Annotated in this window: 23 protein-coding genes; 2 read left to right on the top strand and 21 right to left on the bottom strand. The window is 37.8% G+C overall.

Going from position 1 to position 25,997, the window contains the following annotated elements:
- Positions 1-53: 53 nt before the first annotated feature.
- Together IGJ99_RS14890 and IGJ99_RS14885 are read right to left on the bottom strand one after the other, a co-directional pair.
- Positions 54-896, bottom strand: a complete 843-nt coding sequence (locus tag IGJ99_RS14890; protein ID WP_438749108.1) for a WxL domain-containing protein — start codon at positions 894-896, stop codon at positions 54-56.
- 11 nt (positions 897-907) lie between these two features.
- Positions 908-1,270 (bottom strand): LPXTG cell wall anchor domain-containing protein, encoded by a 363-nt coding sequence (locus IGJ99_RS14885; protein WP_438749110.1) that lies wholly within the window; start codon positions 1,268-1,270, stop codon positions 908-910.
- A 791-nt stretch (positions 1,271-2,061) separates the two neighbouring features.
- Here IGJ99_RS14885 and IGJ99_RS14880 point away from each other — a divergent pair.
- Positions 2,062-3,357: an ISL3-like element ISEfa11 family transposase gene (locus IGJ99_RS14880; protein WP_010734358.1), complete on the top strand. Its 1,296-nt coding sequence runs from the start codon at positions 2,062-2,064 to the stop codon at positions 3,355-3,357.
- Positions 3,358-3,625: 268 nt separating this feature from the next.
- On the opposite strand, the gene IGJ99_RS14875 is transcribed toward IGJ99_RS14880, so the two are convergent.
- The 9 genes from IGJ99_RS14875 to IGJ99_RS14835 form a co-directional block, all read right to left on the bottom strand.
- Positions 3,626-4,945, bottom strand: coding sequence for an IS4 family transposase (locus IGJ99_RS14875; protein WP_347082699.1), 1,320 nt, complete (start codon positions 4,943-4,945; stop codon positions 3,626-3,628).
- Between the two features lie 429 nt (positions 4,946-5,374).
- Positions 5,375-5,725, bottom strand: a complete 351-nt coding sequence (locus IGJ99_RS14870) for a DUF7006 family protein (RefSeq protein WP_438770944.1) — start codon at positions 5,723-5,725, stop codon at positions 5,375-5,377.
- A gap of 20 nt (positions 5,726-5,745) precedes the next feature.
- A complete protein-coding gene (locus IGJ99_RS14865) occupies positions 5,746-7,224 on the bottom strand; it encodes a helix-turn-helix domain-containing protein (RefSeq protein WP_438753825.1) in 1,479 nt (492 codons plus the stop codon).
- Between the two features lie 50 nt (positions 7,225-7,274).
- On the bottom strand, positions 7,275-7,799 hold the full coding sequence (locus IGJ99_RS14860; protein WP_347082694.1) for a hypothetical protein: 525 nt from the start codon (positions 7,797-7,799) through the stop codon (positions 7,275-7,277).
- Positions 7,800-8,077: 278 nt separating this feature from the next.
- Positions 8,078-8,251: a hypothetical protein gene (locus IGJ99_RS14855; RefSeq protein WP_347082692.1), complete on the bottom strand. Its 174-nt coding sequence runs from the start codon at positions 8,249-8,251 to the stop codon at positions 8,078-8,080.
- Between the two features lie 120 nt (positions 8,252-8,371).
- On the bottom strand, positions 8,372-10,636 hold the full coding sequence (locus IGJ99_RS14850) for a WxL domain-containing protein (protein WP_347082690.1): 2,265 nt from the start codon (positions 10,634-10,636) through the stop codon (positions 8,372-8,374).
- 37 nt (positions 10,637-10,673) lie between these two features.
- Positions 10,674-11,699: a DUF916 and DUF3324 domain-containing protein gene (locus tag IGJ99_RS14845; protein ID WP_438749039.1), complete on the bottom strand. Its 1,026-nt coding sequence runs from the start codon at positions 11,697-11,699 to the stop codon at positions 10,674-10,676.
- 84 nt (positions 11,700-11,783) lie between these two features.
- A complete protein-coding gene (locus IGJ99_RS14840) occupies positions 11,784-12,599 on the bottom strand; it encodes a WxL domain-containing protein (RefSeq protein ID WP_438749041.1) in 816 nt (271 codons plus the stop codon).
- 16 nt (positions 12,600-12,615) lie between these two features.
- Positions 12,616-12,930: an LPXTG cell wall anchor domain-containing protein gene (locus IGJ99_RS14835; RefSeq protein WP_347082644.1), complete on the bottom strand. Its 315-nt coding sequence runs from the start codon at positions 12,928-12,930 to the stop codon at positions 12,616-12,618.
- Positions 12,931-13,617: 687 nt separating this feature from the next.
- Here IGJ99_RS14835 and IGJ99_RS14830 point away from each other — a divergent pair.
- The gene (locus IGJ99_RS14830) at positions 13,618-14,937 is read left to right on the top strand and encodes an IS4 family transposase (RefSeq protein WP_438770958.1); all 1,320 of its coding nucleotides are present in this window, start codon (positions 13,618-13,620) and stop codon (positions 14,935-14,937) included.
- A gap of 288 nt (positions 14,938-15,225) precedes the next feature.
- Here the strand turns inward: IGJ99_RS14830 and IGJ99_RS14825 are convergent, their stop codons facing one another.
- The 10 genes from IGJ99_RS14825 to ltrA form a co-directional block, all read right to left on the bottom strand.
- Positions 15,226-15,579: a DUF7006 family protein gene (locus IGJ99_RS14825; RefSeq protein WP_023523770.1), complete on the bottom strand. Its 354-nt coding sequence runs from the start codon at positions 15,577-15,579 to the stop codon at positions 15,226-15,228.
- Between the two features lie 167 nt (positions 15,580-15,746).
- Entirely contained in the window at positions 15,747-18,380 is a 2,634-nt protein-coding gene (locus IGJ99_RS14820) for a WxL domain-containing protein (protein ID WP_438770957.1), read from the bottom strand.
- Positions 18,355-19,434 carry a DUF916 and DUF3324 domain-containing protein gene (locus IGJ99_RS14815; protein WP_438749114.1) on the bottom strand — a complete coding sequence of 360 codons (1,080 nt, stop codon included), beginning with the start codon at positions 19,432-19,434 and terminating at the stop codon, positions 18,355-18,357. Before IGJ99_RS14815 ends, IGJ99_RS14820 begins: the two co-directional genes overlap by 26 nt.
- Positions 19,435-19,527: 93 nt before the next feature.
- Positions 19,528-20,370 carry a WxL domain-containing protein gene (locus tag IGJ99_RS14810; RefSeq protein ID WP_438749051.1) on the bottom strand — a complete coding sequence of 281 codons (843 nt, stop codon included), beginning with the start codon at positions 20,368-20,370 and terminating at the stop codon, positions 19,528-19,530.
- Positions 20,371-20,381: 11 nt separating this feature from the next.
- On the bottom strand, positions 20,382-20,744 hold the full coding sequence (locus IGJ99_RS14805) for an LPXTG cell wall anchor domain-containing protein (protein ID WP_438749110.1): 363 nt from the start codon (positions 20,742-20,744) through the stop codon (positions 20,382-20,384).
- Between the two features lie 676 nt (positions 20,745-21,420).
- Positions 21,421-21,717, bottom strand: a complete 297-nt coding sequence (locus tag IGJ99_RS14800; RefSeq protein WP_074802064.1) for a type II toxin-antitoxin system RelE family toxin — start codon at positions 21,715-21,717, stop codon at positions 21,421-21,423.
- A complete protein-coding gene (locus IGJ99_RS14795; RefSeq protein WP_074802062.1) occupies positions 21,714-21,953 on the bottom strand; it encodes a type II toxin-antitoxin system RelB/DinJ family antitoxin in 240 nt (79 codons plus the stop codon). The genes IGJ99_RS14800 and IGJ99_RS14795 overlap by 4 nt, the downstream gene beginning before the upstream one ends.
- An 80-nt stretch (positions 21,954-22,033) precedes the next feature.
- Positions 22,034-22,246, bottom strand: a complete 213-nt coding sequence (locus IGJ99_RS14790; RefSeq protein WP_248299604.1) for a hypothetical protein — start codon at positions 22,244-22,246, stop codon at positions 22,034-22,036.
- 134 nt (positions 22,247-22,380) lie between these two features.
- Entirely contained in the window at positions 22,381-23,499 is a 1,119-nt protein-coding gene (gene dcm / locus IGJ99_RS14785; protein WP_438770960.1) for a DNA (cytosine-5-)-methyltransferase, read from the bottom strand.
- 119 nt (positions 23,500-23,618) lie between these two features.
- The gene (ltrA, locus tag IGJ99_RS14780; RefSeq protein WP_438770959.1) at positions 23,619-25,496 is read right to left on the bottom strand and encodes a group II intron reverse transcriptase/maturase; all 1,878 of its coding nucleotides are present in this window, start codon (positions 25,494-25,496) and stop codon (positions 23,619-23,621) included.
- Positions 25,497-25,997: the final 501 nt, after the last annotated feature.

The following is a 25,997-nucleotide window of genomic DNA, read 5'->3' as shown; positions in this document are numbered from 1 at the left end:
TGTAACGCTACACCGTTCACTTCTATCAGCTGAAACCCTCGGTTTCGTCAAAACTATACGGCGCCATTTTCACCTGATTTATCAATATCTTCATTATTATCAGGTATATTGGATAATTCCCAAGTTAGTGTGGATTTGTATTGTGCCGCATCTTTCGCTGTCTTACCAGGAACAAATAATTGGATCGCATTATTTGTCACCACGTCAACCTTATCGTCCGCTTCTTGTGCGTTTAAGTCTGCTTGATTGCCCCAAACAACGGAAGAAACACCAGCACCTTTATCTTTTTCTGCGGTCATCACGGATACAGCAGAAGCATTTGGGATCAATTTCAATCCACTTGTATGAGCTACTGGCGTATTCCCAGGGGTACTTCCTTCATACTGAATTCTTGGGCTTAACAATGAAATCTCTGCCCCAAGCAAGGTATCATTGACTGTTTCTTTCGTTGCTTTAAAGTCGGTCATACGTACTTGCAGGTCCCAACCAGCATTCGTTCCTCGGACATCTTGTACTTGCGCAAAACTGACATAAGGGACTTTATTTTCTTCACCCGTCGTACCCGCTTTTTGTTGCTTTTCTGCAATCATATTGTAGGTTTGATCCTGATTCGAGATCACTTGTGGACCGAAATTCATCGTGACAGCTTTCATGATCGATAAAGGTCCGGTCGTTCCTGGCACTTCAGGCTCAACGTCTACATCTGGCCCATCTTCTGGTGGAATAACGACTAGGTCTTCCTCTTCATTTGGTGTAAATTCAATCGTTCCATCCGTAGTGACATTACGTACTTCTTTTGATGTTTCCTCGGGTAGTTCAGCTGCGAAGGCTGTGATTCCTCCAACAAAAATGGTTGAGCTTAATGCTGCAATGGTTACTAATCTAACGAATTCCATGTATTTAAATCCTACTTTCTTTTATTTGTTTTTTTCTTTTTGTGCCGCCAAAACCAAAAGCCAAGTACTATGATGACAAGCAAGAGACCAAACATTGACCAAATGCGCATCTTTTCCTCGTTTGTTTTCGGTAATCTTCTGGCTGTTGGGTGACTGACCCCTGAGGGGTGTTGAGCAATTTCTTTTGGTAAATCTGGTTTGATCGCACCTTCCGGTGCTGGATCTGGTGTTCCTGGTGTTTCATATATGCCAGTAAAACCAATCGTACCTTCTGTTTCCACAGAGCGTACTTCTGTCCCATAAACTACTAGTGGTACATATACTTGAATCAGTAACATACCCATACTTAGTATGTATCTTTTTTGGTGTTTCATATCCCTCCCCCTATATTTTTAGATGTCTCAAAAATCTTCGTTTTTAAGGAGACGAAAAAAAAAGACATCCGATCGTATCAGATGTCTTGAAAAAGTGATTAAATTAGGCTTCCTATCAAAGAAGATAAATAACATATTAACATTCTTAAAAACGAAGGTTTTTGATATTTTTTTAGCAAAAACATACTATTATATAAGCATTTAATTTGTAATAGTATAACATTTTATATTTTTAAAAGAAAACAATTTTTTCAGACAATAGTGAAAAATTTGTTTTCTTTTATTATCTCATTTAAATTCCATAAAATATTTATTTGTAGGTTCTGTTGATAAATGTTAATTATTCTGATTCCTTAAATATGTCTATTTACAATGTACCCTAAATAGAAAAATTAGATTCTGTAAAAAAGCTAGCGATTTATTTTATTCTTCTAATTTAACATAATTCCTATATCCTCATTTCCTCAAAATAATTCATCTGTATCAAAGAAAGTTGTCTTCTCTAATTTCTTCAAAAAGCTTTCTCTTTTTATATACAGAATTATAAAATATTACTAATGATTTATCTGGATTAATAGAAAAATTCTCATCTAAAATCAAAAAATTACTTCCTTTAAAAAAAACTGTTGCCCAACTCTGTTGACCTATTAGAAACGGCTCTATAATTTATGGGACTGATGAATCAGAATTGATTCTTCAGTCCCATTTTCATTTTAGGTATTAAAAAACATATCGTTCTCTAGTATGATTAAATCACCACAAAATAAACAACTGAGAGGACGATATGCTATATGAATGATTCTATCAAAAAAATGCTGAGAATAATAGAGAAAGATTTGATGATTACAGAGGTCTCTTACGAGACCCTTCAGAAGAAAAAGACGTTGGTCGTCGATGCTGTTCTCTCGCCTACTCCTCGTGCTTGTAGAAGTTGTGGTTCTACTGTGGTAGATGGAAACGGGAAAGCAATTATAGTGAAAAATGGAAAAAAAGAAACGATTGTCCGTTTTGAACAATACAATCATATGCCTTTGGTTATGCGCCTAAAAAAGCAGCGCTATACCTGTAAAAACTGCCGAACCCATTGGACTGCTCAAAGTTATTTTGTCCAATCCAGACATTCAATCGCAAATCATGTTAGATATAAAATTGCTTCTTTACTGACTGAAAAAGTATCTTTATCTTTTATTGCGAAAAGCTGTCAGGTATCTTTGACCACTGTTATTCGTACATTGAAAGAGTTTAAAAGCTATTTACCAAAGCAATCTAAGAAGATTCTCCCAAGAGTATTGATGGTTGATGAATTTCGTTCGCATGCTTCCATAGAAGATAAAATGAGCTTTATTTGCGCAGATGGCGAAACAGGAAAATTAATAGATGTTTTGCCTACGCGTAAATTACCTCGATTAACAAGCTATTTCTTAAAGTGTACCAATCCAGAAGAAGTAGAATTCTTGGTGACAGACATGAACGCCGCCTACTTCCAGCTCACCAAACGTGTTCTGCCAAATGCGAAAATAGTGATTGATCGGTTTCATATTGTCAAACACATGAATCAAGCGTTCAATGAGTTGCGTATCCGTGAAATGAATGAACTTCGTAAAGCAGGACAGAAAAGCCAGGCAGAAAAACTGAAAAAGAACTGGCGCTTTTTGCTAAAAAATCGTGCAAACATCAACCATTATGAATACAAAACATGGAAAAGTTTCCGAGCACCAAAATACCCATTTCTTACTGAAGCAATGATGATTGATCGATTGCTTGAGTTTTCTACGCCCCTAAAGGAGGCGTATCCCTTTTTTCATGAATTAGTTGAAGCCTTTCGAGACAAAGACCCTGACTTATTTTTCTCCTTATTAGCAGAACTTCCCGAAACGTTGGATGACAGCTTTCGGGAAAAGCTTCAAAACCTTCTGACCTATGAAGAAGGCATCACCAACGCAATGATCTATCCTTATTCCAATGGAAAAATAGAAGCGAAGAATACCCACATAAAGACAATGAAACGAGTATCCTACGGATTTAAATCATTCGAGAACATGAGAATTAGAATCTTTTTGATCAATCAATTAATCAAAGTAAGATAACAAAAAATCTGAGCCAGAATGAGGTTCATTCTGACCCAGATTTGATTTTGCACAACTCATCAGTCCTTATTGACAAAGAGCCTTAGAAACTCAATTACATCAAGAATAAGTAAAAAGACCAACAGGGTATACTCCAATGTCATTAAGTTAAGGCAAAAAAGTAAATAATAGTCTCAAGTATATCGCTTTTTTCTTATTAACTTGACCAATTTTATATTTTTAAGCAACACAAAAAAACGTCCTATATGGTATAGTCCGATTTATAATATTAGGCAATACGATATAAAAAACCAACAAATTTCTTTTTTGTTATATTTCTCTGGTCACTCCGATTCTGTCGTATGGGGAGGAGATATCTTCTTATCAAAATTTCTACATTGACGGTTTGATCAAGAAAAAATCTTTTACAAATGCCTATAGCTTGTGTGAAATTAAGCTGATAGAACTGCTTTAAAGGAGCTGATAACGCCACTACCTGAGCAATTTCCATTGAAAAGTTGTATATAATGAGACGAGCGTAAATTTCTTGAATAATAAACTCTAGTTTCTTTGAGTGGAATTGGTTTAAACCTAAGGCATATTTTAATTCTCTAAAGGAAGTTTCAATTCCCCAGCGTAAGTGATAAAGTACTTTTAAATCTTCGCTTTTAAAAGTGAAGGAATCAAGATTCGTGACTAAAGATTCATAACTATCCTCACTCAACTTAATCCGAACGACTCTGAGACTAACGGGATAGCTTTCTTTTGAATCGGATGGGAGATAATCAAAGCTGGCTTTTTTACGCACAAATTGATAGCTTTTGTCAGCTTTGATTTTATTGGTCTGTCTTCTTGTTAACCAAAGGTTAACCTCTTTATCAAATGTTCCTTTTTGAGGTAATCCAAGTCCTTTAAGAAAGCCATTACTTTTGGTATCTTTTACTCGAATTACGAATTTTTGACCACTTTTTCTAATATGTTCGTACACGTTAAATGACTCATGACCACGATCTGCAATAATAATTGTCGGCTTTTCAAAAGTAAACTCATCAACCATTTGACACAAACTGCTCCGTTCGTCTAGCTGTCTAATTTTTTGGAAGTTTACCGATGCATAGTATTTATTTAATGGGTCATATAAAGCATTGAGATGAAAAGATCCTACAGATTTATCAAACTTTCCGATGGTGTAATGGGATTCAGGATCGTTTTCATCATAAGGAATATTAATATCGGAGCCATCATGAGCCAATAGTTGGTACCCTTTATATTGCTTGTTTTGGTTACTTGAAGGAATGGTTCGGTAGAAGAGTTGTTTGAAAGCTTCAATCTTTATTTTACTTCGAGCCTGTACAAATGCGGAAGCAGTTGGCGTTTGAAGTGTAAAATCAAAGTAAGAGAGTAATTCACTAGAAAGACTTTGTCCACCGAAAGAGAGAATAATTTTGAGAGTGGTCTCAAAAGATAATTTTCTATTTCGTGAAAAATCAAGCGGAGATTGAGCAAAAATTTCAGGTTGATTTGTAATACAGCGAATTTGATCTTCTAAATTTTGTTTGATTTTATGAGCTGCTTGAAGTGTGGATGAAATGTTGATGGTATTAGACATAAGGGCACCTCCAGAATAAGTAGCGCTATGACGTTTTATTATTGTTAAAATAATTGTATCAAGAGAGTGTCCTTTTACATAGAAAAAATAAAGCAGGGAAACTTAAATGTTTTCCTGCTTTTTTCCTTAACTTAATGACATTGGGGTATACTCTGTTGGTCTCTAGGAAAATATCTTACTGAACCTAATTACGTTAACTGCTAAAAGAACAATAAATAAGAAGCAATAACTTTTAATTTTGATCATACCCCTATCTGAACAAGAAGCTTTACTCACATTTTTCACTAAAAGATTATTTAGTCGTGTTTATAGAGTTGAAAAATTTTTTTCTGGAACAATACTTATCAAAAAGAGTGTTCAAAATGTAATTTTTTGAACACTCTACAAAATCTTTTTCGTAATAATTTGGACGATCTACCCATTAAACAATCATAGAACATTGAAAATTATGGAATGTTTCGGTTCCATACTGAGATCATATCCGCATAATTCTTTGAAATAGGTGCGGTAATCCGTTTCAACCATTCGAATAATGGCCTCATCCGAAAAATTATCAAAGACAAGCACTTCCGAAACAATTCCCAGCTTCGCATCGATCCCTAAGATCTCTGGCCAGACTTGCCAAAAATTATCTTGAGAGATTTGTGCTATGAGGGTCTCCAATCGGTCCGTTTGCCTGTGTAAATAGTCCTTTAGGACTGGGCTTTTTCGTTTTCCTGCTGCTTCAAAAGTTTTATGAAAGCCCTGTAAATAGGCCTCCTTTGTCGTAAATCCTGTCATGCTTCTTTTCCTTCTTTCTTTTAAAAAACAATCCGGTCGATCAATGGATTCAATCGATGTTTGACCCGTGTCCAGTCTTGCGCCGTCGGAAGACTATTCATCAAGATATACTCGGTTTCCAGTGCGTAATCCAAAAGGTACGGTCGGTAGTTGGTGACAATCAGATCAATTTGCGCATCATTCAAGCTTTCCTGCGTCAATTCCTGCAGTGGAAGAAAGAGTAAATTGTAATGCTTACCTAAGAGCTCCTGGGCCTGCAGTCGAATCGATTGCACCACCAAATAATCTCCTTCCAGTAAAAACAAAACCTGCTTGACGGGTTGGTAATAATGAAACAACATATCCATGTATAACGTAAAACTGACGGCCACATCTTCAAAGGTCACTGCTGAAAAGCGAAGTGTCTGTGCATGCTTTTGTAAGAAGCAGGAATTGATCTCATGGATCTGTCCATAGGTTTGCTTGGCCATGATACGGACTTCTTCTAACTCTTTATTCAATACCGGACTTAACGCTTCATTGATCAGACGTGAGACTAAAAACGACGTCATAAATTCCCCTAACGTGTCGGTATCCCATTGTGCAAAGAAGGGATCCGACAGATAATCTGATACCACTTGTTCAAGGCCATCCCACTGATTGAATCGTTGACTGAATGTATGTTCTTGATCTACTCGATGAATCGTTCGCTTGGAAATGATCGATAGATGGACCCAAGCGAATTCTTCCTTTGGCAGATAGATCTCATATTCCTCATGGATCCTCGCTTGTAAAGAATAAAGTAGCTGAAAATCTTTTTCCTGATAATCGACGTTCTTCAACCACTTAGGCAATGAAATAAACTGATGTTGTTTGACACGAACCATCGTGATATAAAGATGGTAATAAAAAGCAGAAACGGTCGTCCCTGTCCCCAGCTCATAATCCCCCAGCTTGCTAGATAGTTCATCCAGAACCAATGCATGCAGCCCTTCGGGCGGACGAATCGTAAAGGGGGTCTGTTCACTGCTGTAATAAAAATCAAAAAAAAACTTGCGGATGTCGGCTTCTTCCCCTACAAAATTCACGGGGGTAAGGGTCAATGTTAGATTATATTCAGCTAAGATCGGTTCAATTTTCACTAAAAACCGACGCAACGTACTTTCGGCATAACTGTACTGGTGTGCCAAGTCAGCTAATGCGATAGGCTCTCCGTAAAAAATCGTCCCGACAATATCAAGGAGAACTTCGTTCTCTAACAGTTGTTCTTTCTTTTCTTGGTATCCTACCCGGTCACGTTCGTCAAAATGAAAACCGTTATACAGTGAAAGCAATTCAATGGTCTTCCCAAAGTAACTTTTGATTGCTTGAACATCTTTGACCATCGTTCGCTGCGAGATCATCAAGCGTTCACTCAAGGCCACGATTGTAAAGTGGTGTTCTCGTTCAATAATAGTCAAGATTCGCATCCAACGTCGAATCTCAGCATTGGTAATAAAAGCAATTTGTAATTCACGCATACCTATCCCTCACTTTTCACTTGGTTCCTGTTCTACTATATGTTTACTCGTTAAAAGTAATCGGACAAAATACATCGAATCGCGTTTTTGGCAGGAAATTGTGGCAATTCAATGTCTCCAGTCGGTCTCATTTGTTGGTTTTGGTTCGTTACCTTGATATGGCGAATAACCCCTGGTCGTTCCATCAATGCACTATTGGTGAAGTGAAGGCCCCTTTCTTTCCTCACAGCTTCTATCTTTATTTTGATCCAACACTTCAAGGCGAAAAGACCAACCAAATCATAAGAAGGGACGATGGTCTCACTGTATCGCTTTTTCTGCGCCAAAAAGTGGGGCATGAGCGCATTAGCAGTACGTTCTTCTTGCGGCTTTTCTTCAAGAGGTGCCAGTTGGAAGAATTTCTCCATCAAACAAAGTAAGTTATCAAATAGATGATAAGCCCACGTACTAGCGCTCCTTTGTTGGTAAAATGCTTGGATAAAGTCTTGTTGTATCGAAGGATTCAGAAATTGACTTTCATCTAGAGAAAGTAAAAACAACGCAACTTTTTCTGTATCTGAAAGTACAATGTTCACTTGTTAATCCAACGTCTGAACCAACGCTGCTTGTAGGACTTCTGTTTATGCCTTGATCCGGTAGAAAATAGCCTTGATGGACCCAAAGTTGGGGCAGTTTCAGTCATTGATTGAACAGCGTAGTATCCAGATTCTAAGGGCAAAGTGAAACAAAAATCATAGAGAAACTAGTAGATCCCAGCTTCTTTCCCACTTAATTGAATGTTATAGACTTGAGTTTGAATTCATAATGCTTGGCCAACAACGTTTTAAGCTACTGTTTCCTCCTATAATAATACCTACCCCTTTGGGTCAAGAAGCAAAAAATGATAGCCTTTCCCATTCCCAATCAATTGGATCGATTCCCTAAAATAGCCCTTGATCGCCTTCCGATCCTCTAGGATCGTTCGTCGGCCCAATCCGATTTGTCCGATTAGATTCTGGGCTATGACTTGTTCTTCTAAGGGTTCCAACAAAATTAATCAGCGCTTGGTTTTGACCGTAAAGATCAACTGATGAAATAATGCCTGCCGCGTTTTTTCTTTCCTTTCTATGAAGAAAAAGAAAAGAGCCGCAGCCCTTTTCTTTTTCGGCTAATTATCAGGGACAGCACTTAATTCCCAGGTGAGGGTCGTTTGATAGGTGGTTGTTCTTGGATCCGCCGTTGGCGGCACTTCAAGGGCAACACTTTCTCCTGCACTTTCTCGATCACCAAAACGATAGACCCACGTTCCAAAGCCTTGGCCGTCTTGTGCGCGCACAAGGGGGGTATTTTCTTCTGGGATCAAGACCACGCCATCTTGATTTTGTAGCATCGGTTCACCCATTCCCTGGACGGATGAAAATTGTTGGTTGGTCAACATCAAACGTGCACCTCTTAGTTCGTTTTTGTGAAAATCCGTAAACTGACTGTTTTGTGTGACCGCTAATTGCCAGCCATGGCGCTCTTCTTCTGGGCGGCGATCACTGACTTGGATATAATTCGGTCGTTCTTCGGCATCATTGACGGTTCCATCCAGATTCAACAAGCGTTGGGGTTGTGCATAATAGCGCTTGGTCTGCGCAGAAATGCCTTGGGTTCCAAATGAAAAGCGTGACGCAAAATCAATACTCAGTGTCCCTTGTTCTTCAGGAAGCTCAGGTGGGTTTTCTGGATCAACCTCTTTGTCAGGATCTAGTGGATCTACCGGTTTAATTTCCTTTTGTATATCATAGACGTAATTAACAATAATTGGTTCAACTGTAAATATACCAATTTCATTTTCAGGAGTGTCTACCAGTAGGTATCCTGGAATATCTACTGGTTGAGTTTTGTAAGTTTCCCCGATAGGTCCGCTTAATATTTCATTTTCTAATAGACTGTTTCCTTGCAAATCTGAATACGTGACCATAACTTCCCCATTAGGTAGAGGAGGGTCTACCCATCCTCCACTCGATCGCGCATTTAATATAATACTTGCTTGGCTGGTCAGTCTACCCGGATAACGGTTAGTAAAATCATCTGGGATAGTCACAGCCGATATAATCTCAGAAGAACCTTTGAAATGGATATCTACCTCTTCCCAGGTTAATCTTGTTATCGGACTGTGAAAGCGATCTTGCAACATAAGTTCTTTACCTTTTATATAGATGTCATGGTTCGATCCGATTAATTTGAGAGCACCATCATTTACAGGAGCACGTATGCCTGTCACCCCTGTAGATTCCCTACTATAAATTTCTAATGTACCGTTACTAGCTAATTCCACATATGATGCCAGTTGCCCACCAGACTCAAGTAAAATATTTTGTGCTGCTACTGATTGTTCTACCTGTGACGAATTGACCACAACTTTTCCTGAACCCGAATGAGTAATTACCGTACTGCCTATTGCCCCATCAAGCAGTGTATTTTGAATTGTTAGCATTCCATCTCCAGACATTGCTAGTCTTTCAGAACTATTTCCCATACTTAATAGGCCTCGACCCCAGGTACCCTCTCTTCCTATGATTATTACGCTACTGGATCGTGAATTCAAGCTATTAAACAATCCTGAACTATATCTAACATAACCATTCAATTGAATCACTGTTGTTGATGAACTATTCCAAGCCGAACGAAATTGTGACCAGCTGCTCACGTTGCTCACAGATCGATTTATTTCATCTCGTGTTGCTTCTAAAATTCGTTCTTCTTCTACATTAATAATATCTTCGGAGATGACCAAATTTTCTTCTGAGGCGAGGAGAGGTTGTAATATTTTTAATTCTTCATCGACCTTTATGAAATCCCTTTCCTCTGCGATATCTACTTCGATTGCCGGCTCAAGAGAGTTATTATTTATCTCTTCCATTACTTTCAAATAGAAATGATCCGTATCATGATCAACCGTAAGGAAATAATCACCTGGGGTAACGAACACAACAGTTAGAGTAAAAGTTGTATGTTTCTCTGCTGTTATGAGCCGCCAGTATTCACCGTGAGAGCGCTCTATCCGTGCCCCTTGGGGTAATTCAGATTCCAGCACCTCCCCTTCATCAGGAACTCTTATTATTACTTCATCTGATGGAAGAGTACTGTTAAACCTGATAGTGACTGGCTGGGAGACTGAAGTTGTAAATGTTTTTGCAACGAATGAGAAGGTTTGAATTGCTTCATCTTGTTGCCGTGTCTGTGACATAGCTTTTATGTTTGGCTCCATCGACTCTAATGTTGGTGACACAGTAGAGGAAATAGTTTGTGATAAGGTAGTTTGATTATCTACTAGTTTATTTTGTGTATGTGCAGAATAGACTGCACTATTCGGTAAAAAAATTAATTGGAAACACAAAAAAGCAAGGCAAATATATACTATGGTTCTGTATCCATTTTTTCTCATTATATACCTCCGTTAATATCTCCGGCTTTTATGACAATCATATTTCATGCTTTTTCCTCTTTAAGATCAAATAAAAAACAAGTCCCACCAAAAGACTAATTAGGCCGATTGATCCTATCATCCACCAATTGGTGCTCGTGTCAATCGTCACATCTTCTCGGTTCAATTTCCGTGCTTCATCCGCTTCAATTGTAAATTCTCGCGTCCAGGACCATTCATTGTCTCCCGACTTTGCGGTTAGTTCTAACACGTAGTTCCCACTTCGAAAACGATCTCCCTCTAAAGAAATCGGAAAGTTAAAATTCGAATTGGGCGCCATCTGCATCTTCTCTTTACTGGCCTTATAGAGAACGTCGCTCTCTCCTGCTCGTTTCACGGTAGCTTCCACCGCCAATTGATTGACAAAGGTGGGCGTGAAGTTTTGTAGCGTGGCACTGATCACATTGCGATAGTTCAATTGATCCGCAAACACATCTAATAGTTCCAACTCCGGTTGCACCGAGTCTCGGGTATTACTGACGACCACACCTACCACATGGGCAAATTCATTCTTGATCGCGACCCCTTCTCCTTCTGGTGCTTCACTTTCTTCCTCTTCTTTTACTTCGGTGATCCTTAAACCACCAGCTAAATACCCTTCAAAGGCGTCTTTAGGCATCTGTAAAGGAATGTCTATGACCTTTGTTTCTTTTCCTGCGAGTGTAATGACCTCCGAAGGAGTCATCAGTTCATCCATGGAGTGAACCAAGGTTGGATCTGCTTCTTCGGCATCTTTGCCATACTCGACATTTCCCAAAGTATTGGTATACGCCGTATGCGGTGTCACCTGGACATTGATTGGTTCTGAACTGGAATTACCGACTTTCAGCTGCAAGGTCTCTTTTTGACCAGGAGCGAGTAATAGCTCATAATACCCTTTACCTTCATCGACTTGACTTTCGGGAAAAAGCGGGGTGACATGTGTATTTAAGGCCGTCTCTTCAGCTTGGGCTGAAATGGGCAAGAAAAGGAAAAGTATCACTAGGAGCCACAGCCCGCTTTGCGTAATTTGTTTGTGTCTCATTTTTTTAATCCTTTCTAAAAAAAGCAGCGCCACAGAGATCTGTAACGCTGCTAGTGACTAATGGAACATGGAAATTGTTACTTCTTAAAGGTCATTTTCAGGTGTTAGTTCTAATTCCCATGTCAAGGTAGAGGTATACGTTACCGCATCTTTAGCAGTCGAACCAGGAACGAATAATTGAATCGCTTCATTCTCTACAACAGCTGCGCCATCTTCTACTTGTTTTGCAATCGCATCATGATCTCCCCAAACAGCCGTCGAGGTACCAGCACCTTTTTGGTTAGCTGCCGTCATAATCGGTACGGCATCATTATTTGGAATCAATTCCAATCCACTTGCATGAATGCTCGGTGCTTGAGCTGCATCATCGATACTGTAGCGTAGGGCCGGATCGAATAACGTGATTTTTGCGCCTTTTAATACCTTGTTTAATGTATCCGTAGGTGCTTCAAATTCTGTTAAACTTACACTTAATTCCCATCCTTCATTGGTACCGCGGGTGTCTTGGACTTGTGCCAAACTTACATAAGGAACTTTATTTTCTTCACCGGTTGTTCCTGTTTTTTGTTGTCTTTCAGCGACCATATTGTAATGCTCATCTGTAGTTGAGATAATTTGTGAACCGAAGTTCATTGTTGGCACAGTTGTGATTGTTAAAGGTCCTTTGTTTTCTCCATCAGGACCAGTGACTGGCGGAATAGTTACATCAGGACCATCCGGTCCAGGATCAACGACTGTGTCATCATTTCCTGGCGTGAAGGTGATTTGACCCTCAGTGGTTGTTTTGCGAACTTCTTGTGTTTCCTTCTCTTGAACAGTTTCTTCGGCGAAGGCTTGTACGCCTCCGGCAAAAATGGTTGTTGATAATGCAGCTACAGTTGCTAACCGGATAAATTTCATTCTTAAATTCCTACTTTCATTTAATTGTTTTTTGTGTTGCTTTTCTTCTTTTGTACCCTAAGGCTAATAAAACGCTACCCACTAAGAAACTGCCGATCCATAGTCCAAGTGAGCTATCAATCATATTGGTTTTCGGCAAAGTACCGTCTGGCTTTTGTGGGCTAGTGCTAGGTGGTGGGTCTGGCGGACCGATTGGTTCATAGGCCCCGGTAAATCCAATCGATCCTTCTGACTCAACGGATTGGACCTGTGTACCGTAAACCAGCAACGGAAACTGCATCGCTATTATTAGGAAACATAGAACGATTATTTGGCCGACCGTTTTTCGCATATTCCCTCCTCCTTTAATGTTCTTCTCAAAATTCATCGTTTTTAAGGAGACAAAAAAAAAGACATTCGATAGAATCAAATGTCTTAAAAAAGTTATTAAATTAGTCTTTCTATTTCAGAATATAAATAGCGAATATAAATTCTAAAAAACGATGGTTTTTGATGCAAATCATTAAACAAAATAAGGATCAACTTGAAGCCTTATTTGCATCTCTTATATTACAAGATTCTCACCAAAATAAATAATCGAAATTTTCACTTCGGTATGCAAATTTAGAAAAACGAATATTAAAAAAGAATCATTAAAAAGAGCGTACAGCAATTTTTTCTCTGGATACTTTTGATTGATCCATGTAATTTAGAAAATATTTTTTGGTCATAAATCGTTACGAAATCTAGATTCAGTCAAATAACGCATTCACTATTTTTCAGAGCAACCCTTCTAAAAGGTGGAAAACTAAAGTTTGATTAAGTTAATTGTTCATGGAGAGTTGACTTAATTAAGCTCGTTTAAATAGTTGGTAGGAACCCAATAGAGTATACCCCAATGTCATTAATTTAAGGCAAAAAGCAGGAAAACATTTAAGTTTCCCTGCTTTATTTTTTCTATGTAAAAGGACACTCTCTTGATACAATTATTTTAACAATAATAAAACGTCATAGCGCTACTTATTCTGGAGGTGCCCTTATGTCTAATACTATCAACATTTCATCCACACTTCAAGCAGCTCATAAAATCAAACAAAATTTAGAAGATCAAATTCGCGGTATTACAAATCAACCTGAAATTTTTGCTCAATCTCCGCTTGATTTTTCACGAAACAGAAAGTTATCTTTTGAGAAAACTCTCAAAATTATTCTCTCTTTCGGTGGACAAAGTCTTTCTAGTGAATTACTCTCTTACTTTGATTTTACACTTCAAACGCCAACGGCTTCCGCATTTGTACAGGCTCGAAGTAAAATAAAGATTGAAGCTTTCAAACAACTCTTCTACCGAACCATTCCTTCAAATAATCAAAACAAGCAATATAAAGGGTACCAACTATTGGCTCATGATGGCTCCGATATTAATATTCCTTATGATGAAAACGATCCTGAATCCCATTACACCATCGGAAAGTTTGATAAATCTGTAGGATCTTTTCATCTCAATGCTTTATATGACCCATTAAATAAATACTATGCATCGGTAAACTTCCAAAAAATTAGACAGCTAGACGAACGGAGCAGTTTGTGCCAAATGGTTGATGAGTTTACTTTTGAAAAGCCAACAATTATTATTGCAGATCGTGGTCATGAGTCATTTAACGTGTACGAACATATTAGAAAAAGTGGTCAAAAATTCGTAATTCGAGTAAAAGATACCAAAAGTAATGGCTTTCTTAAAGGACTTGGATTACCTCAAAAAGGAACATTTGATAAAGAGGTTAACCTTTGGTTAACAAGAAGACAGACAAATAAAATCAAAACTGACAAGAGCTATCAATTTGTGCGTAAAAAAGCCAGCTTTGATTATCTCCCATCCGATTCAAAAGAAAGCTATCCCGTTAGTCTCAGAGTCGTTCGGATTAAGTTGAGTGAGGATAGTTATGAATCTTTAGTCACGAATCTTGATTCCTTCACTTTTAAAAGCGAAGATTTAAAAGTACTTTATCACTTACGCTGGGGAATTGAAACTTCCTTTAGAGAATTAAAATATGCCTTAGGTTTAAACCAATTCCACTCAAAGAAACTAGAGTTTATTATTCAAGAAATTTACGCTCGTCTCATTATATACAACTTTTCAATGGAAATTGCTCAGGTAGTGGCGTTATCAGCTCCTTTAAAGCAGTTCTATCAGCTTAATTTCACACAAGCTATAGGCATTTGTAAAAGATTTTTTCTTGATCAAACCGTCAATGTAGAAATTTTGATAAGAAGATATTTCCTCCCCGTACGCCAGAATCGGAGTAACCAGAGAAATATAACAAAAAAGAAATTTGTTGGTTTTTTATATCGTATTGCCTAATATTATAAATCGGACTATACCATATAGGACGTTTTATTGTGTTGCTCGAAAATATAAAATTAGTCAAGTTAATAAGAAAAAAGCGATATACTTGAGACTATTATTTGTTTTTTTGTCTTAACTTAATGACATTGGGGTATACCTTGTTGGACCCATATTATCTCTTGAATGTATTGATTAACTGAACATAAATTATTTAAGGGATTTTATGATGGAAAATGAGTTTTCTAAAGTATACAAAAAAAAATTGCCCAGAAAGTTTTTTCTGGACAATTTTTTAGCCTATTTTCATTTCAGATTGTATACCATCGAATAGTAATTATTTGTACTTAAATTATTCCCACAAAGTTCCTTGAAGTACGTGCGATAATCTTTCTCAACAATTCGTAAGATTTCATTTATTGGTAATTTATTATAGTCATAATGAATTAGCTCGGTGATTAGACTTAATTTTGCGTCAATTCCTAGAACTATAGGAAGATTTTCCCAAAAGTTTTCTGGTGAAATTGTGCTTGTCAATTGGTCAAGTTGTTCGAACTGTTGTGCCAGATAAACATTCAGTTCTTCTGATTTTCTTTTATCTTGTGGTATATTTTCTTGAAATTGACGCATATATTCATCTTTCGTTAGAGATGGGTTCATGTTGTGTGCTCCTTTCTCTTGCCCTTTTCCTTCATTTCTGATTGATTTGATAAAATTTTCTACTTTTTTATTGATCTATATACAGTATTGTAGATCATCATTCTGGATAAAAATTTGATTTATCAGAGATTCTAAAGATAAAACTAGAGAAAAAACGGTATTCTTTTCTAATTGTAAGGAACTGCACTTAATTCCCACGTCAACTTTGTCGAATAACTAGTTGCTTCTGGATTCGCCCCCTTTGGAACATTGAGTGCAACACTCTCTTTTGCCGTCTCTGCATCACCAAACCGGTAGATCCAAGTTCCCATTCCTTCACTACCTTGAGCTTTGATCAATGTTTGGCGATTTCCAGGTATTAGGGAATGGACAGATTGAAGTTCTGGAGCAGTTTTCCCTTGAGCAGTAACAACTTGTTGGTTTGATAGAGTTATACTAGCGCCATTCAATACTTGGTTTTCTTTTCCTTTAAATTGTTCTTTTTGTGTCACTGCTAATTCCCAGCCGTTACGCTCAGATTCTGGGCGTCGATCACTGATCTGCACAAAGTTTGGTCGTTCTTCTTTCTCGCTAACTACTCCATCTTCATTCATTAAACGTTGTGGTTGAGCATAATACGTTTGATCACGAGCAGAAATAGCTTGTAACCCAAAGTTGAATTGCGAAACAAAGTCAATACTCAACAGCCCTTGACCTTCAGGCAAATCTGGTTTATTTTCTGGGTCCACTTCGACTTCTGGATCCAAAGGATCGACTGGTGAGACTTGGGTAATTGTTTCATAAACAGCTTGAACCGTCGTATCTGTACTTCCCATCATGAAGGTAGTAGTAGCTGAAGTTGTGTTTACGATATTTGTCCCAGTCCCTGACACAACTTCCCAGCGTACAAAGTGATAACCACTGTTGGGATTTGCGTTTAATGTTGTTGTGCTTCCTTGAGCTAAAGTACTAGCCTCTGCACTCGGATTTCCCCCATCACTCGGACTGGCTTCAAGGGTCAAATTGTAGGTGATTTCTTCATATACAGCACGTACTGTCGTGTTTGCGCTCCCCATCGTGAAGGTAGTGGTAGCTGAAGTTGCGTTTGCGATATTCGCCCCAGTCCCTGATACAACTTCCCAGCGTACAAAGCGATAACCACTGTTGGGATTTGCGTTTAATGTTGTCGTACTTCCTTGCGTTAGTGTTGTGTTTGTTGCACTCGGATTTCCTCCAACATCGGGATTAGCTTGTAAAGAGAGATTGTAAGAAACAGGAGGTGTGACCCATCCACTACCACTAGCATTAAAGACCATACCGGTATATCGACGGTCATTAAACGTAGTAAGATACCTTTCATTAAAATCATTTGGATTACTATTGCTATTCACAACAGTCGCTCCATTTAATCCACTAAGCATGACATCTATACTATTCCAAGAATTTAAACCTAAAAACACTCCATTCCTTGATTCTACCATAGAGAACCTATTTGCTTGAATAATTATTGTACTCCCAGCAGTTGAAAGAACCGGTCTTAAACCAGAATTAGTGGATGATAGAATCCATCCATATTGATTACTAATAGGTATGATTTTCAGAGTACCATTCCGAACCAACTCTATTCCTGTCGCACGCACTGTTGCACTAGCTCCGCCAGCTGTGTCAGCTCTAATCTGTATAGCTCCATTTAAATTTATATTCTGACCAGATATTATAGAGCCTGCCGTACCAGTTGACATAGTAATATTTGCATGATTAATTTCTATTAGCCCACTTCCATTATGAATAATGAGGGGAGCTGTACGAGAATCTCTTCCAATTAGAGCTGGCTCATCAGTTAGTCCTGTAGAAGTTATAGTTAGACCTGCTACACCACTCATTACTAAACTATATCCGGAGTTCTGAAAATTAAGAGTCCCTCCATTAAGTGTTATGGATGATAATCTTGTATTAAGAGAATCTCCTAAAATGGAACTAGAAAAAGATATATTACCAAGAATTATTATCGTGACAGTAGAAGAGTTCCATGCGCTTCTAAATTGGCTCCAATTATTTACACTGCTAATAGATCGATTTTGAATATCTCTTGTTTCTTCCAAAATACGTTCTTCTTCTATTACAATCAATTCTTCTGGTATAGATAAGTTTTCTTCTACAGCAATCACCGGTTGAATAGTTGTTGAATTATTAATACTGTCTTTTGTATTATTTTGTTCGGTCATCTCTTCTGATTGATTAATTATTTCAGCTTCTTCTAACTCGTTGAGTTTCTCCGTTCTCATTACTGAAGGAGAATCCTGTACTTCCACATAGACATGATCTGCATCGTTATCAAGCGTAAGAAAGTAGTTTCCAGGAATTTCAAAAAGAACGGATACTTCAAAAGATTTCTGTTCATCGTTAGTAGATAGACTCCAATATTCACCATGAGAATGGTGAATTGATTCTCCATTAGAAAACTGATTTTCTATAATTTTTCCGTTTTCAGGAATTCGGATCAATACTTCATTCGAAGGCAATTTACTAGTAAATTTGAAAGTAGTGGGTTGACCAATTACAGTCCGGAATGATTTTACCTCAAATGAAAATTCTTGAATCTCTTCTCCATTGTTTTCTAAATTTGCTCTTGCGCTAACTGTATTTAATAAACTATTTTGCTCTGCATTAAATGTCTCAACAGGTTCTACATCATTACTAGATTGCGTATCTGCATCAACCATTTCTACTTGATTAAAACTTATTTGTAAGAGTAGCATGGTAATTACCAAGATACTGAATAAGTCACTTAGTTTTCTATTCAATGTCTTGCCACCTCTCATTTCGGTTGTTCTTTCTCATTTTTTTCTTTTTATAAAAAATAAAAAGAAAATAGCTTACTAAAAATAGCAATAAAAGTATAGCGACGATCATCCACCAATTGAGACTCGTATCAATCGTGACATCTTGTTGATTCAATGCTCTCGCTTCATCCGCATCAATGGTAAATTTCCGTTCCCATTGCCATTCCTCTTCCCCAGAGCGTGCCGTCATTTTCAACAAATATTCACCACTGCGAAAACGATCGCCTTCTAAAGAAATCGGAAAATTGAAATTGGAGTTTGGCGCCATTTGCATCTGTTCTTGACTGGCTTGGTATAAAATTTCTTCTTCCCCCACTTTTTGTACCGTGGCTTCAACTTCTAAGCGATTCACGAATGTTGGGGTGAAGTTTTGTATATTCGCACTGATGACATTACGATAGTTGAGTTGATCGGCAAAAACATCTACCAACTCTAAATCAGGTTGCACGGCGTCTTGGTTATTACTCACCACCACACCGATGATATAGGCAAACTCATTTTGGATGGCGACCCCTTCTTCGTCGCTTGTTTCTTCCGTTGTGTCTTCTTTGACTTCTTCGATTCGTAAGCCACCCGCTAAGAAGCCTTCGAAGGCTTCTTTAGGCATCTTCAGATCAAGTGTCACTGTTTTCGTTTCGTTACCACCAAGCTCGATGATTTCGGGATGTTCGATCAATTCAGCAAGCGAATGCTTGAGTGTTGGATCTGCTTTTTCCGCGTCTTGCCCGTATTCTACAACCCCCATCACGTTCGTATAAGCAGTATGTGGCGTGATTTTGATTTTCTTTGCTTCTGCGTTTGCGTTTTGTAGTTTCAACGTTAGTTTTTCTGTCGTATCTGGCGCAAGGGTTAACTGAAAGTAACGTTTGTTACCTGCTGTTTGATTATCTGAGAATTCCGGTGTCACATAAAAATTTAAGGTTCCTTCTTCTGCCCCTACGCGCATTGGTGCCAACAAACTGACGAACACCATAAGCAATACTAGCCCTGCTTGTTGGATTTTATTTTTTCGATATGTACTTGCTTGTTTCATTCATTTACTCCTTTCTTTAAAGAAAGTAGCGCTACAAAATTGTAACGCTACACCGTTCACTTCTATCAGCTGAAACCCTCGGTTTCGTCAAAACTATACGGCGCCATTTTCACCTGATTTATCAATATCTTCATTATTATCAGGTATATTGGATAATTCCCAAGTTAGTGTGGATTTGTATTGTGCCGCATCTTTCGCTGTCTTACCAGGAACAAATAATTGGATCGCATTATTTGTCACCACGTCAACCTTATCGTCCGCTTCTTGTGCGTTTAAGTCTGCTTGATTGCCCCAAACAACGGAAGAAACACCAGCACCTTTATCTTTTTCTGCGGTCATCACGGATACAGCAGAAGCATTTGGGATCAATTTCAATCCACTTGTATGAGCTACTGGTGCATTTCCAGCCGTGCTTCCTTCATACTGAATTCTTGGGCTTACCAATGAAATCTCTGCCCCAAGCAAGGTATCATTGACTGTTTCTTTCGTTGCTTTAAAGTCGGTCATACGTACTTGCAGGTCCCAACCAGCATTCGTTCCTCGGACATCTTGTACTTGCGCAAAACTGACATAAGGGACTTTATTTTCTTCACCCGTCGTACCCGCTTTTTGTTGCTTTTCTGCAATCATATTGTAGGTTTGATCCTGATTCGAGATCACTTGTGGACCGAAATTCATCGTGACAGCTTTCATGATCGATAAAGGTCCGGTCGTTCCTGGCACTTCAGGCTCAATGTCTACATCTGGCCCATCTTCTGGTGGAATAACGACTAGGTCTTCCTCTTCATTTGGTGTAAATTCAATCGTTCCATCCGTAGTGACATTACGTACTTCTTTTGATGTTTCCTCGGGTGGTTCAGCTGCGAAGGCTGTGATTCCTCCAACAAAAATGGTTGAGCTTAATGCTGCAATGGTTACTAATCTAACAAATTCCATGTATTTAAATCCTACTTTCTTTTATTTGTTTTTTTCTTTTTGTGCCGCCAAAACCAAAAGCCAAGTACTATGATGACAAGCAAGAGACCAAACATTGACCAAATGCGCATCTTTTCCTCGTTTGTTTTCGGTAATCTTCTGGCTGTTGGGTGACTGACCCCTGAGGGGTGTTGAGCAATTTCTTTTGGTAAATCTGGTTTGATCGCACCTTCCGGTGCTGGATCTGGTGTTCCTGGTGTTTCATATATGCCAGTAAAACCAATCGTACCTTCTGTTTCCACAGAGCGTACTTCTGTCCCATAAACTACTAGTGGTACATATACTTGAATCAGTAACATACCCATACTTAGTATGTATCTTTTTTGGTGTTTCATATCCCTCCCCCTATATTCTTAGATGTCTCAAAAATCTTCGTTTTTAAGGAGACAAAAAAAAAGACATTCGATAGAATCAAATGTCTTAAAAAAGTTATTAAATTAGTCTTTCTATTTCAGAATATAAATAGCGAATATAAATTCTAAAAAACGAAGGTTTTTGATACAAATCATTAAACAAAATAAGGATCAACTTGAAGCCTTATTTGCATCTCTTATATTACAAGATTCTCACCAAAATAAATAATCGAAATTTTCACTTCGACATGCAAATTTAGAAAAACAAATATAAAAAAAGAATCATTAAAAAGAGCGTACAGCAATTTTTTCTCTGGATACTTTTGATTGATCCATATAATTTAGAAAATATTTTTTGGTCATAAATCGTTACGAAATCTAGATTCAGTCAAATAACGCATTCACTATTTTTCAGAGCAACCCTTCTCAAAGGCGGAAAACTAAAGTTTGATTAAGTTAATTGTTCATGGAGAGTTGACTTAATTAAGCTCGTTTAAATAGTTGGTAAGAACCCAATAGAGTATACTCTGTTGGACTTTAGGTAAATTTCTTACTAAGCCTAATTAAGTAAATAGCTGAAAGAACTATAAAATAAGTAAAAAAGGATCAAAAACTTAAACGTTTCTGACCCCCTTTGTAAATTAATGATAGTTTATTTCTATCTACCTAATCTTTTTTCTGCTTCCCTGTAGACTTCTTTTTCGTTCCGTTTGCCGATCACTACAATTTCAATTATTTCAATTCCTAAGTCAGACTGTTTGAATATCACTCGCAAACCTAATTTTTTATGTTTCATTTTTTTACAATCTGCCAGTTTTCCTCTAAGAGGTTGCCCAGTGTCTAATCCAAATTCCTCAATTTTTTTTAAAGACTTCCTTATTTGCAATTTTTGACTATTGTCTAGTTTTTCATAATCTTTTTTTGAAGCAGAAGTGTATTTTATTTTGTAACTCATTCCCACTCGTCCTCAATGCTATCTAAGTCTTCTCTCCAATTCTTTCCCATAACCTCTTCGGCAGAGAAATATTTTGGAGCAGAGATTTCAAAAGGAATTTTTTGCTTACTAACTATTTGTTTGAAATAGATATTAATGGCGGTTGTAAAATCAAGTCCTAAAGCTTCTAATGTTTCTGCTGTATTCTTCTTCAATTCAGAATCCAAATTAACGTTCAATCTTTCTTTTGTTGACATCTAACCCCTCCTCTTTATACACCTATTATACTCATTTAAGGTGTATAAGTCAAGAGTTTGATATTTCGATTTATGATTTATTATCGTTTAAAGTTACTCATACGTAACTGTGTAGAAAATGGTTCTGCGCCAAACAAAACGATCGCACTATTCTTTTTGACTACACGCAAGTATTGTGACCACAATTCTTCCCAGGGCAAAATAGTATCCCAGGAACAAGCAGTAGTTCCATATGGCAAGTCGCAAATGATCGTATCGATCGATCCGGAATTTTTTTCATTCCTTCTAAGCAATCTTCAAAGTAAATCGTATCTTTTTGAATCATAGGTTTCTCCTCTATGATTCAGGCCTGAATCTAATGGTTTAGTCAAGTCTTGATACGTTTACTATACAGGGTAGCTGTTCCCTGTTGAGTCTGCTTAAACGACTATGAAAGGTGGAAATGCTTCGCAATAAAGTAGATCACATCTACTGTCACACTATTTCCTGCTTGTTTATATAGTTGGCTGTCAGAAACCTTCTGCTCAAAGGGAGAGTTATAATGATCCATACGTTCAACCAAAATTCTTTGTGCAACTTGTTTGCTGCCGAATTTGGCTGCTAGAAATGCCCAATCCGGAAACGATTGTAGCCTCCAGCACTCTAAAGGTGTTAATTTACGAACCTGAAAATCTCTCTGTGGTAAATTATTTGGGTCCTCATCCGCATTATTGCGTATTTCATTCACAACAATTTTCGGCTGTTGCCCACCTCCTTGCATGGTATTTAACGTTGGACAAATCCCTTCAGGAGAATAGACACTGACCGCTGATCGATAACGTCCATCAATCTTTCCTTCTACTATGATTCCGTGGCGATCTTGTGCGGTAAGTGTGAACATTTCTTCTCCATTATTTTTTATTCTTCGACCATTCTGTCGAACTTCATCTTTATCTGGAGATATTATAGGAATCGCTATCTTATTTCCTTCTCCTTTGTTTGTCGTAAGAGTTGGAGCGATCCCCTCTATACTACTAACCTGACCATTCATACCATCCCCACTAGGATTTACATTTCCGACTACAATTTGTTTTGGCATTTTATAATCAGTAGCCGTTAAAGTTCCCATTAACCCGTTAGTATAATAGGTTCGTTCTCGAAAATTTGTATTTAAGTTATTGCGTTTATTTGTCGTCCCAGCTATATTGATTTTTGCTGATTTTTGATCAACTGATTTTTCTTCTCCTGTGAGAGGTAAAAACTTTCTGGCACCTGACTCTCTAAAATGTCCGACAATAAAGACACGTTCTCGGTTTTGCGGGACAAAATCCTTGCTGTTAAGCACTTGCCATGCCACGTCATACCCCAGTTCATCCAGTGTTCTGAGTATTGTTTCAAACGTAGCTCCGCCATTATGGTTGAGCAATCCTTTGACGTTTTCAAGGAATAAAATGCTAGGTCGCAAAATATGTGCGAAGCGTGCAATCTCAAAAAAGAGAGTTCCTCTAGTATCTGCGAAACCTCGTCTTTTTCCTGCAGAACTGAAAGCCTGATAGCGATAGGTAATCTTTTGAGGTCATCTCCAGATTTTCCCCCGCTCCAAACCGTGCATGAGACTTTCACCTCACACGGCTTTCCATCGACGGTCTTTCCTTAAATTCATATACACATTTTCAACTTTGAAATTTATTCAATAATCGGAAGTTTTATCTGCTTTCGCAACACATTAATTTTTCCTAGTTGCGTAGCTGAGAGATTTAAGTTTTGTAGCAATTCAGAAATTAGAACAGGATTTGAAGTATGGATCAGCTTATGAGAGTCAATTGTCACAAAAACCAGATTATTGTATCCATCATTCCCACCTAATTTTAGAGGCAATTTGTGGTGACAGTGCATGTTACCAATTGTTAGCTCGCTACTTGTAATCGCACATTTTCCTTTCTGTGCACAGAAAAGTGACAGGCGGTTATCGTTATACTCGATACTTTTTCCTTTGATTGGATTTAGCATAAGGTATTTTAATAGATCAGGATTAATCGTTTGTCCTAGTTGCTTATGAATTAACATCCGTCCCTTTGGAGTATACTGATTAATTTCTAGTTTTTTATCCAGTGGGGTTTTGTGTTGGACATAGCTAATAGGAATTAACGCAAATCCATAAACATAAGCTAATTGCTTGCTCTTTCCGTATCTCTTTCTAATAATTTCGCTACAAATTCCTCTTTCTTTTGATATGTTCCCTTGTAATCTTCCTTTTAGGATCTTTCCGATAGGAAAGGCTATTTTTGCAAAATCCAAGCTAGCATGTGTTGCCATTGAGTAATAATTATGAACACCTAAGACAAACGAGTTATAATTTTGTACTGCTTTGTAACTCTCTTGTTTGTCAGAGGGCTTCTGCAGGTCACTGATTCGACGCTTTGCGTTAATATGAATCTTCTTCACAGACTTGTCTGATAGATGAGACCTCACTACAAAACGTGGTTTCCCATTAGAATATTTCCCTTTCCTAGTAACCTTCAATTTAAATCCTAAAAACTCAGAGTATTCTTTCTTAAGATTCACAATTTTAGATTTCTCAGGACTGATAGATAGACCCAATCTATCTTTCAACCATTTCTCTGTAGAAATAAAGATTTTCTCCGCATCTTTTTTCTTACGACAAAAGATTTTAAAATCATCAGCGTAACGTACTAACCGACATTCTTTAAGATTCGTCTTTTTAAGTGCTTGGAGACGTCCACCTGAGTGCCCCTTATGCTGTTTAAACTCTTTTCGTGTTGGGATTGTTTCCCATTGGCTTGAAATCCACCAATCTAGTTCATTTAAAACCACATTCGACAACAGTGGTGAAATGATGGAGCCCTGTGGAGAGCCTTTTTCAGGAAAACCTATATCAGCTATTTCTGCTTTTAACATGGCTGAGAGTATACTAATGAGCTTTTTATCTCGAATCCCTATCGTCCACAACTGTTTTAATAGCTTCCCATGATTCACATTGTCAAAGAATCCTTTGATGTCAATATCTACAACGAAGTGTAATTTGGACAGCTGCATATTTTTTTCAGCCTGAGCTAAAGCATGTTCGCAACTGCGATTGGGTCGGAATCCATTATTTTTATTATAAAATTTAGCCTCACATATCGGCTCCAGGATTTGAAGAATACATTGTTGGATAAGTCTATCCATAATTGTAGGGATTCCTAATGGTCTCGTTTTAGTCGAATCATTTGACTTTGGTATTTGAACCCTACGTACAGCTTGAGGTTCGTACCATTGAAACTTACGTTTCACATGCTTGATTAGTGCCTCATCTTGCCATTTGGCAAGATCCTCGATATTTTTATTATCAACACCAGCTGTATGACTTCCTCTGTTTTTCTTAATGTTTCGAAAGGCTAATTTTATATTTTGCTCAGACGAGATAATATCCACTAAATGTTTAAATATTTTCCCATCTTTACTCTGTCTATAAAGTTCGTCTTGGTTCATCTGAAAATCATAATACTCAGCATTTCTTAGTTTTTGCTTTTTAGTTGTTTTCTCAGTTGTCAAAGTCGGCAGTTCTCCTTTTCAGAATACTTTGCCTTTCTTAGTCGTACTCGAACCTTTGAAGATATGTGTATTGAATTGTTTATTTAAGACTGTCGACTAGAGCCTATCCCTCCATCATGTTTCCATGATTTCATCGGTACTGTGGCTCCGCTTTCCTTCAGATAAAATTAGGTTATACAAGTTTGTTTTCCCTATTACCGCTTCATCGTGTGTAATCACTCCGCGTCCTGAACTTACTGCGTTCCAATGATTCAATCTATAGATTTCTATCCTTAGGTTTGCCCTCTGAGCCTGTGTGCTTGGTAACGCCTTTAACGTTACAAGGTTTTTCATACCATGCAATTTTACTAGACCTCACACACCCCACAAATAATGGTGATAACATTTCTATTACCTGCATTCTCTAGACCCGTACATACGGACATTCGCTTAGTAATTGTCATTACATACTAACCATAGATAGTTTTTAGACCCCCGGCATATAGGTTGCGTCATCCACCTCTGGACAAC

The sequence above is a fragment of the Enterococcus sp. AZ095b genome (assembly GCF_051714725.1).
In the GTDB taxonomy this organism is placed as follows: Bacteria; Bacillota; Bacilli; order Lactobacillales; family Enterococcaceae; genus Enterococcus_B; species Enterococcus_B pernyi.
Note: the sequence above shows the minus strand (reverse complement) of the source record. Positions and strands in the feature narration are given on the sequence as shown.